This is a genomic window from Mucilaginibacter sp. P1_D10, from assembly GCF_056406215.1.
Window position 1 is genome coordinate 217,925 of the sequence record NZ_JBFUAP010000012.1, and the last position, 10,505, is coordinate 228,429.

The following is a 10,505-nucleotide window of genomic DNA, read 5'->3' on the forward strand; positions in this document are numbered from 1 at the left end:
ATATCCTAACGAATTAATTTTTTCATGACTATGTCGATTCCTGAATTATTGGTTAAGCATGGCTTTTTAACCGCCGATAATCGTGAAAAAATCGAAAGGCATTCTTTGGAGACGGGGCTATCCTTCATCAAGATAGCCCTAACCTTCGGCTACATATCGCGCAAAAACTACGAGCGTTCGATGCTTGAGGATGGGTATGAATTTGCCGAGATAAGAGAGATGGAGTATGACCAGGCTGTTTTAGATAAAATAGACCTTAGCTTCGCCAACGACCACCTTGCCCTTCCCCTGCGTGTAGAAAACGGGAAGGTGATAACCCTGATGGCCAACCCCGATGACGAGCTGTTTGCAGATTTCATCAGGTTTACCTACGATATGGAGCCCGAAATCATCGTGGCATCAGACCTTGATATCACCTGGCTAAGCAATAAGCTCATCGGCGATAAATACGTTAAATCATCCGTATTCGAACTGATGAAGCGCGACCCGGATAGCTCTGCCGTGGTAACCTTTTCATCGGCACAGCTGGTGTCTACCTTCGTTGTCATAGGTATTGTTGCAGTGGGCCTGGTGCTCAGTTTCAAAAACACGTCCATCATCCTCAACGTTATCATCAGTTCGTTCTTTTTGGTGGCAATCATATTCAAGCTGTTCCTGGCCCTGGTGGGTTCACGTTTCGAGCTACACCAGGCGGTTACCAAAGAAGAGCTTAAGCTGGTGATTGATGACGAACTCCCCATTTACACCATACTGCTGCCCGTTTATAAAGAAGATAAGCTGATAAAAAAACTCATCTGGAACCTGCAGGCGATAGATTATCCCCGCCACAAGCTTGATGTAAAGCTGCTGATAGAGGAAGACGACGATAAAACCCTCAACGCGGTACGTAATCTCGATTTCCCCGCCATCTTCGAGGTTATCGTGGTGCCTTTCCACATGCCCAAAACCAAGCCTAAGGCTTGCAACTACGGCCTGCACTTTGCCCGTGGCAAATACCTTACCATTTACGATGCAGAGGACATCCCCGACACCGACCAGCTGAAGAAAGTGGTATCGCTGTTTGGCAAGTTGCCTTCGGAGTTTATTTGCGTACAAAGCGCACTCAACTACTTCAACCGTAACGAGAACTTCCTTACCCGTATGTTTACGCTGGAGTATTCCTACTGGTTCGATTACATGCTGCCCGGTTTAGATACCCTGGATATCCCCATCCCCCTCGGCGGTACCAGCAATCACTTTAAACTGCAGGAACTGATAGACCTTGGCGCCTGGGACCCTTTCAATGTAACCGAGGATGCCGATTTGGGCGTGCGCGCTTATGCAAAGGGCCACAAGATAGCCATCATCAACTCCACCACCTACGAAGAAGCCAACAACGAACCCTTCAACTGGATACGCCAGCGCAGCCGCTGGATAAAGGGCTACATGCAAACCTACCTGGTACACATGCGCAACCCTGCCGCCCTGGTGCGCAAAATAGGCTGGAAAGGTTTCCTCGGCTTCAACTTCTTCATCGGTGCTACGCCCGTGATATTTTTGGTGTACCCGCTGCTGCTCACGTTCTTTATCTGCTACATTGTATTCGATTTATCGAGCATCCGCACCCTGTTCCCGGATTGGGTGCTCTTCATGTCGATATTCAACCTCATGGTGGGTAATATCCTCATGATATACATCAACATGATGGCGGTATTTAAAAGGCGGTATTACGAACTGATATTGTTTGCCATAGCCAACCCTATTTATTGGCTCATGCACAGCATATCGGCATATAAGGGCTTGTTCCAGCTGGTTACCAACCCGTTTTACTGGGAAAAAACCAACCACGGGCTAAGCAAAGTCAGCAACCCTACAAATATTGTTAAATGAGAATCAGCAGGTCTGTTTACTTACTGTTCATTACTTGCATACTGGTAATTTATTACCTGGTGGCGGCGGTGTACCTCAATAATTTAGGGTACTACAACCACGAGTCGTTGTTCTATATCGAAAAAGCCCTCATCGTTTTCGATGGCGTGGGCGTGCGCCTTAAGGTAATGGGCCTTACATCGCCCATGCTGCCCTTTATGGCAACCTTTGCGTTCACTACCATAAGCTATACACTGGCGCCCGCCCTGGCATCAGCCATTGGCACGGCATTGCTTTTTTACGTAATAGCAGCCACGCTTATCAAACGCAACACGCAAGATTTTTACCTGTACATACTGCTGGCTCTTTTCCTTTTCCACCCCGGTATATTGTACACGGCATGTTCGGGCAAGGGGGGGTACCTGATGCTGATATTCTTCTTTTTGTTCTTCCTTAACCTGCTTAAGTTTTACCGCAGCAATACCACCTTCCACGTATCTATTGCCAGCATATGCCTGGTTACGCTCATCTTTTGCGATTATAAGTTCGTGTGGCTTACGCTGTTCTTTTTGCCGCTGGTGCTGGCTATTACCATCCACAGCCTTAACCTGGGCGAGCAGGAGAGCATCTTCCGCCTGTTCCTCAGCTTCAACAGCCCATCATTGCGGCGCAAGCTGGTAAACAAAACCTTTGCGCTGTACATCATTTTGTTTGCCCTGCCGCTGGTAGCCGTGCTTTGCTACAAGCTGCTTAACCTTACCCACGCCAGCGACCTTAACTACTTCAACGAGAGCCCCTACGCCACCTGGAACGTACTGATTGATAAGCTAAGCTTCGACCAGCAAACTACCAACACCAACTACCAGATACCCGAGGTGAGCCTGCTACTATCGGCCCGCGTGCTGATGTTTTGCCCCATGATACTCATTGCGCTCTACTTATTTAGGGAAAGCACCTACCAGGTACTTACGCTGCTTACCCCCTTTGCGTTCATAGAGTTTTTGCACCTGAAGTACGATAAGGTTTACCTGGCCTACGAGTATTATATGATATTTGTGGTGCTGGCCTTTTTGTGCGTAATGTTTAAATCGCAAACGGTGAAAAACCAACGGGCCTTCCGGATATTGCTGGTCATTACCGTGGCCGTGCAACTGTACACCGGCTGGTACTTCCTCAAAACATCGCCCATTGCCGAGGACCGCAACTTTTTAGCCGTACTCACCAACCGTACCGACGATAAAACCCAGGCTGACAATATGGACGTGGCCAGCTACATCAACTCCCTGCCCGACGATGCGCACATACTGATGGACGATGCCACCGCCTACGGCGTTGTGGCCTTTGTAGAACGCCAGAAGATACGCACCCTCACCATGCCCTACCAGGACAACTTCCTGAGCGGCGTAGAATCGCCGGATAAAGCGGCCGACTACATTGTGATAGCCACCGCCAGGAACCTGGTAACCGGCTACACCCAGCTCAACAACCGTTACCTGGTAAGCATCAAGCGCACCCTGCCGCAAATCATCTTCAAAAAGGTGTACGAAACCGATAACTGGGTAGTGTACCGGGTGGTGAGGTAGTTCGATTTCGGAGTTCGGATGTTCGATTTCGGAGTTTTGATTTTTCGGATTTTATGGTTTTGATTGGTGCTTAAGAGGGTTATGCCGGTTTCAGATTTTATGCCGCCATGGCAACCTGAGCCTGTCGAAGGCTTGTTTCAGTACCCCACAGCACAGGCAAACACAATGCATTTCTTTCTTGTCTCTTGATTCTTGTCTCTTGATTCTTGACTCTTTTTTAGAAAAGGTTCTGTTGTGGTTCTTCGGCAGGGTTCTGCCCCGCTGCTGCGTGTCCCAATGCAATCGGGATACAAGCCGCCGGTAGAAGCCCCGACGCGTCGGGGCCAATCGGGTTTAGGGCCGAACGGCAGCCAAGGCAGTCAATGCCAAGTTCATCGCTGCCGCAAGCCTCCCGGCTTGTGGCCCGGTTGCTGGGTGACCACTATGTATTGCAAATGAACATTCGTTAATTCCGCCGTTTAAAAAGATACGGCACCACAAGCCGGAGACGCTTGCGGTAGCGGCGCGGCAATCTCATGTGCAAAGTAGCCACGGAGAAGGCACGAGAACAATATCTTATTCTCGTGCCTGAGCGGAACCGCCGTTAAACTCACAAAGAATAACTCCGTTTATTTTCTTAATTTTCCGAATAACTTAAGCGACGGTTATGAGCGATATACAAGATCTGCAAAAATTATTACTTCAGTTTAGAGATGAACGCGATTGGGCGCAATTTCATAATGCAAAGGACCTTGCTTTAGCTTTGTCTATTGAAGCAGCGGAACTAAACGAGTTGTTCCTTTGGAAAAAGCCGGAAGATGCCAACATCGAAAAAGTGAAGGATGAATTGGCTGATGTCTTTGGTTACGTACTGCTATTGGCAGAAAAACATGGCCTTGATCTCAAAGAAATAATGACCGATAAGATTCGCAAAAATGGCGAGAAGTACCCGGTGGATAAAGCAAAGGGTACTGCAAAAAAATATACCGAACTATGATGTTAAATAATTCCTTTGAAATAAAAAGGTATGATTTCAGTCCGAATTTATTTAACGATTTCCAACACACGCATTTCGCCAAAGATTTGTGGCCAATCGTATATATACTTAGTGATGGTGTTGTTAAAGAGGCATATGTTGGTGAAACTACGGATACCTACGCAAGGATGGCCGCGCATTTAAAAAGCAATGCAAAGAGTGTGCTTTCTACCGTCCATTTAATTAGTAGCGAAAAGTTTAATAAGTCTGCCACGCTTGATATAGAATCAAACCTTATCAAATATATTTCCGGTGACGGGCAATACAAACTACTTAATGGTAATATCGGTTTAGCCAATCACAATTATTACCAAAAAAAAGAAGTTTACTGGGATATCTTCAAGTCGGTTTGGAATAAATTAAGGGCCGAAGGCATAACCAAACATTCGATTGAGCATATTAATAACTCAGATTTATTTAAATACTCACCATATAAGACCTTAAACCGTGAACAAAAAGAGGGCTTAATGACAATCATAATGGCCCTATTAAATGATAACTTCAAAAATGTTATTGTTGAAGGTGGCGCTGGAACCGGTAAAACAATCCTCGCCATCTTTTTATTCAAACTTCTCCACTCGAAGTATGAGGATTTTAACTACAAAGAGTTTGGGGATGATGAAACTCAGTTCATTAACGCTGTTATTAAATTAAAGAATAAGTTTCCAAACCCCAAAATGGCGCTTGTTGTGCCGATGGCGTCTTTTAGAGAAACTTTACAAAACGTATTCAAAAACATAAAGGGCTTAAGCGCTAACATGGTGATTGGTCCTGCAGATTTAAAGGATACTCGGTTCGATATTGTAGTTGTCGATGAATCGCACAGATTAAGAAGAAGAGTAAACTTAGGTGCTTATTTTCGCGCTTTTGATGTTGCGTGCGAAAAATTGAACTTCGATAAAAAAAATTGCAGTGAATTAGACTGGGTAACGAAACAATCCGATAAAGCAATATTATTTTATGATGAAGGACAATCTATTAAACCGTCGGATGCAAGAAAGGATGATTTTGATAAGTTAAAACTTTCGCCATCAACTAAAATTGAGTCTTTAAAATCACAGTTTAGAGTAAAAGGTGGAAATGGTTATGTAAACTATATCAGCAATCTTTTAAACGTCAATATTCCACCTACCCAAAAAGTGTATCAGTCTAAAGAGTACGAATTCATTCTCTTTGACTCCGTTGAGACAATGGTAAATGAAATAAAGTTACGAGATGAAGAAAGTGGATTATCGCGAATGATAGCTGGCTTTTCCTGGCCATGGGCTTCCAAAAACGACAAGACGATTTATGATATCGAAATAGATGGGTTCAAACTACAATGGAATTATGTAGCGAAGAATTTTATCAACTCTGCGAATGCGATAGACCAGGTCGGATGTATCCATACTACACAAGGTTATGATCTTAATTATGCTGGCATCATCTTCGGCAACGAGATTAGCTATAACAAAGCGACCGACGAAATTATAATTTTAAAAGAAAACTATTTCGATGTAAACGGCAAGCAGTCTATTAGTGACCCAGCCGAGCTAAAAGACTACATTTTAAATATCTACAGGACTGTAATGCTTCGAGCTATTAAAGGTACTTACGTTTATGTTTGCGATAAAAATTTACGGGAATACTTTGCCAAACACATTGAGAAAAATCAAATTATAAAAGGTGTTGGTTATCTGGACTACGAAAATGTAATACCATATGTGAACTCCGTTCCCGTAGCAAATTTAAAAGCTGCGGCTGGCACTTTTAGCGAATTGCAAATAATAGAAGAAAACACAGAAGATTTTGATTGGGTTGAAATACCGGCACGATATAAACCATCAAAAGATTTGTTTGCATGTACCGTAGTTGGTGAGTCAATGAATAAAGTAATACCTAACGGTTCACTTTGTTTATTCAGAAAGGATAATGGTGGTTCCCGGAATGGCAAAATAGTACTGGTAGAATACTCCAATATTCAAGACCCGGATTTTGGTTCAAGTTACACTGTAAAAGAATACAGCAGCAAAAAGAATGTTACTGATGACCAATGGAGCCATCAATTGATAACTTTAAAACCACTGTCGTTTAATTCAGAATACCAGGATATTGTTATAACGGAGGATGAGGTTGCTTATTTGAAAGTTGTTGGGGTTTTTGAGTGTGTGTTGTAATTGGCGCCCGCCTACTTGTCAGTTATCGGCCATACTACAAATTTTCTGGTACTCCTAAAACAAAATCACAATGCACCACGAAATGATACACATTGTATGTTGATCGCCGCATACAATATGTATAGTATTGTTATGTGGTAAATGAATTTCTATTAAAAGAATTTGGGGAACGCATTAAAGGTTTACGTACCAATAAAAATATTAGCCAAGAGCTTCTCGCAAATTTAACTGGTTTCCACCGCACCTATATAGGCATGGTTGAAAGAGGGGAAAGAAATATCTCGCTCGTTAACATTGCAGTTTTCGCAAAGGTATTTCAAATGCCCATTTCAGAACTACTGGATTTAACCTCTGTGACTGGTGCTCATGTTTTTTCTGATTACGAAACCAAATCAGAAGCCTGATGTCCAGAGCTCACTCTTTCGTAATTACCGTTTCAAATAATCGCACCGAAAAGGAGGGCATTAATTTTTTAGTAGAAAATCATACCGGATTTTTTAAAATAGACCTCTCACTTAAAAAGCAGTTACTTGATGCTTTAGAAATGAGCCACACATTTCTTCAGGCTTTTGATATGGTTTATATCCCGGAATACGTTGGAAAAGTGATTACTGACGATTTTATAGTGGCTAACCTGGAAAACATTATTCTTATCGAACTAAAAACAACTAAGAAATATTTGCCAGACAACCCAAAGGGCTTTTTTTTCGGTGCTACTGCAAACGAGTTTAAGTTCGGAGAAGCATTAGGCGGTAAATTTCGCTTTTGCTTTGTTTCACTTCATAAAAAATCACCGTCTTTTGCCCTAATGACGATTCAGGAGCTGGAAGATATAATCAGAAATAAAAGGATACAATTTCAGATTAACTTATAATGCACTCCACTTCCCAGTACTGATTAACATACGCTTCTAAAAACTCGTCTATCTTGTAACCGTACTGAGACTTAAACTTAAAATCATCTTCCATATTGAATAAATAAATCAATGATTGATGGAAGTAAATAGCCTTGGTTGAATTTAACACCCCGGTGCGAACTGATACTTGAAATCCATTTGGACTAATTTGCTCTAATTCTTGGATTAACTTGGTGGTTGACAGCACATGCAATGATACGTATTGTATGCAAATTTTACAAATATCGCTCAGCCTGCGGTCGATATTATCACCGCACTGCCACCGTAAGCAATTTAACACGGGAAAAGTGAAAGTAAAGTATACCTGCCTACCGAGGGCTGCTTCGTATCTCGCAAAGACGCGGTGATAAAACCCTATAAACGAAGAAACCCCTTTATCGTTAGATGAAAGGGTCCTTGTTAAAGCCATCGAGGCATTAAGATTGGGCCCCGACCTACTCTCTCACATTTTACTGCAGTACCATCGGCTCTGGCGGGCTTAACTTTTCTGTTCGGAATGGGAAGAGGTTGACACCGCCGATATAGGCACATGAATTTCTTCAGATTAGTCATGGGGTCATTGAATCATTATAACTCAGTTTGCCCCCCCCTGTCGCAAGTGTCCCCGTGGCCCGCATGCAAGGTAGCCGCCATTCACATGCGGTGAGATTTCCATCCTTCCCGCCATTTAAAAGCATCACCCAGCCACAAGCGAGGACGCTATGCGGTAGCGGGGAAGGGAGTAGATATGCAGATTACAGATGTGCAGATTTAAGATGCGATTAGTCGATAGTCCATAGAAGATTGTGTGGTTTCGGGGCTGCTGTGAGCGGTTTGGTTAAATAACGGATGTTTTAGCTAGCTCTGTATCCGCAGTAGGGATTGAAAGGGGAAGCCGCCTGCGCGAGGGATTGAGTGGGGGGAGAAGGCGGCCGAAACGCAGTGTAGCCCGGCAAAGCCCGGCCGCTTCTACCAGCGGACTGCCATAATATTTCTTTTAGCCTGCGGTAGATGTTTTCACCATACTGCCTGTATGTGTAAGGTAGCCGCCAATCATATTCTGCTAAATTTCCATCCTTCCCGCCATCTAAAGGCATCACCCAACCACAAGCGGGGACGCTATGCGGTAGCGGGGAAAATTAGTCCAAATCAAAAAGGTATGGTTTTGTAATTACTTTTCGGTGGTTTACTCCATAACGAATGCTTTACCTATCCCCTTCCTCCGCAATAGGGATTGAGTGGGGAAGCCGCCTGCGCGAGGGATTGAGTGGTGGGAGAAGGCGGCCGAAACGCAGTGTAGCCCGGCAAAGCCCGGCACCGCTTCTATCAGCGGTGACTGCCATAATATTTCTTTTAGCCTGTGGTAGATGTTTTCACCATACTGCCTGTATGTAAGGTAGCCGCCAAACCTATCCAGCTAAATTTCCACCCTTCCCGCCATCTAAAAGCATCACCCAACCACAAGCGGGGAAGATTAGATATGCAGATTTCAGGTGTGCAGATTTCAGATGGGGATTATAGATGTGCAAATAGTTCATGGGGGAGGATGGCAGAGTTGCTGTGGTAAGTATTAAAGGAGCTTTAGCAGAAAAAATGCGCCGGAAGCTGTAAATTTGATTACGCCTTAAATTTTTAAAAATGAGCGATCTGCCACAATCCAATGATATTATATTTTACAACACTCCACGGGGCGATGTTAAAATTGAAGTGCTTTTTAATTAGGAAACTTTTTGGCTAACCCAAAAACGCCTGGCAGAACTTTTTGGCGTTGAAAGTAACACGATAACTTATCACCTAAAAGAGATTTTTAAAACAGGCGAACTAGAAGAAGCGGCAACTACTCGAAAAATTCGAGTAGTTCAAAAAGAAGGCACGCGGGATGTAAGCCGGTACCTTGATTTTTATAATCTGGATGCCATCATAGCTGTTGGCTACCGGGTAAACAGCTTTCAGGCTACGCAGTTCCGTATCTGGGCAACTAAGACGCTTAGGGAGTATATCATAAAAGGCTTTGTGATGGACGACGAACGGCTAAAGCAAGGGAAGCGTTTTGCTGTCTTCGGTCTCTCGATAGAGGACCCTGCTGCAGCTTGCATGGTAAACGTTGTCTGCCTATATACGGGTAGTAATTACTGATTTGCATGCGTTAATGTCCTACGTGCGCAGGGTCCTCTATGGAGAGACCCTGCGTTGACGGAAAAGGTTAGATATGCAGATTTCAGATGTGCAGATTTCAGATGGGGATTATAGATGTGCAAATTTTAGATGGAATTAGTCCATAGTTGATGGAAGGAGGAGCGCCGATTGCGATGGTCTATCGGCCATGGTTCATGGGCAAAAAAGCCTTATAAACGAAGAAACCCCTCGTATTTCTACGAAGGGTTCTTGTTAAGGCCATGGTTGGCATTAAGATTTGGCACCGACCTACTCTCCCACATTTTACTGCAGTACCATCGGCTCTGGCGGGCTTAACTTCTCTGTTCGGAATGGGAAGAGGTGGACACCGCCGATATAGGCACCTGAAGGCTTTTAGATTTGAGTATTGAGATATGAGATTTGAGACTCATGGCTGCAATAGAACAAATCAATATTTTAATTTAGATAGGAGCTTAGTATTTGAGTATGCAACCTTTCGGTCTCATATCTCATATCTAACATCTCATATCTTAAACATGATTGAAAGAAGTAATTTCGAGAGAAAACAACAGCTTTGTGTTGAGGTGTTAGAGGCAAGGGCTCGGATATTGGGTTGCAGAATTGCTCTTGCTTCTTGTATCTTACGGTCTTGTGTCTCTAACACCCTTAATTACCTGCTATGAGAAAGCTTCGGATGATTAGTATTACTCGGCTTTGATGTCGCCACCTTTATACCTGTAACCTATCAACGTAGTAGTCTGCTACGATCCTCAATGGAAGWCTCATCTTGTGGCTAGTTTCGCACTTAGATGCTTTCAGCGCTTATCTATTCCCAACGTAGCTACTCTGCAATACACCTGGCGGCATAACAG

General features: G+C 43.8%; 7 protein-coding genes and 3 rRNA genes. 7 read left to right on the forward strand and 3 right to left on the reverse strand.

The features are described 5' to 3' along the window. Positions 1–30: 30 nt before the first annotated feature. The 6 genes from AC1DYT_RS19655 to AC1DYT_RS19680 all read left to right on the forward strand — a co-directional run bounded on the left by AC1DYT_RS19655 (position 31) and on the right by AC1DYT_RS19680 (position 7,476). Complete coding sequence (locus AC1DYT_RS19655; RefSeq protein WP_477471230.1) at positions 31–1,869, forward strand: glycosyltransferase; 1,839 nt, start codon at positions 31–33, stop codon at positions 1,867–1,869. Further along, positions 1,866–3,431, forward strand: a complete 1,566-nt coding sequence (locus AC1DYT_RS19660; protein ID WP_477471231.1) for a hypothetical protein — start codon at positions 1,866–1,868, stop codon at positions 3,429–3,431. Before AC1DYT_RS19655 ends, AC1DYT_RS19660 begins: the two co-directional genes overlap by 4 nt. Positions 3,432–4,077: 646 nt before the next feature. After that, positions 4,078–4,407 (forward strand): nucleotide pyrophosphohydrolase, encoded by a 330-nt coding sequence (locus tag AC1DYT_RS19665; RefSeq protein WP_477471232.1) that lies wholly within the window; start codon positions 4,078–4,080, stop codon positions 4,405–4,407. Then, a complete protein-coding gene (locus AC1DYT_RS19670; protein WP_477471233.1) occupies positions 4,404–6,602 on the forward strand; it encodes a DNA/RNA helicase domain-containing protein in 2,199 nt (732 codons plus the stop codon). Before AC1DYT_RS19665 ends, AC1DYT_RS19670 begins: the two co-directional genes overlap by 4 nt. A gap of 134 nt (positions 6,603–6,736) precedes the next feature. Beyond that, positions 6,737–7,006, forward strand: a complete 270-nt coding sequence (locus tag AC1DYT_RS19675) for a helix-turn-helix domain-containing protein (protein WP_477471234.1) — start codon at positions 6,737–6,739, stop codon at positions 7,004–7,006. Next, complete coding sequence (locus tag AC1DYT_RS19680; protein WP_477471235.1) at positions 7,006–7,476, forward strand: hypothetical protein; 471 nt, start codon at positions 7,006–7,008, stop codon at positions 7,474–7,476. Before AC1DYT_RS19675 ends, AC1DYT_RS19680 begins: the two co-directional genes overlap by 1 nt. A gap of 463 nt (positions 7,477–7,939) precedes the next feature. Here the strand turns inward: AC1DYT_RS19680 and rrf (AC1DYT_RS19685) are convergent. Then, positions 7,940–8,051, reverse strand: a 5S ribosomal RNA gene (rrf, locus tag AC1DYT_RS19685). A 1,249-nt stretch (positions 8,052–9,300) separates the two neighbouring features. On the opposite strand from rrf (AC1DYT_RS19685), the gene rhuM reads away from it, so the two are divergent. Next, the gene (rhuM, locus tag AC1DYT_RS19690) at positions 9,301–9,633 is read left to right on the forward strand and encodes a RhuM family protein (protein ID WP_477471236.1); all 333 of its coding nucleotides are present in this window, start codon (positions 9,301–9,303) and stop codon (positions 9,631–9,633) included. A 275-nt stretch (positions 9,634–9,908) separates the two neighbouring features. Here the strand turns inward: rhuM and rrf (AC1DYT_RS19695) are convergent. Then, positions 9,909–10,020 (reverse strand): 5S ribosomal RNA (rrf, locus tag AC1DYT_RS19695). Between the two features lie 291 nt (positions 10,021–10,311). Then, positions 10,312–10,505: ribosomal RNA gene (locus AC1DYT_RS19700) — 23S ribosomal RNA — on the reverse strand; the annotation flags it as partial.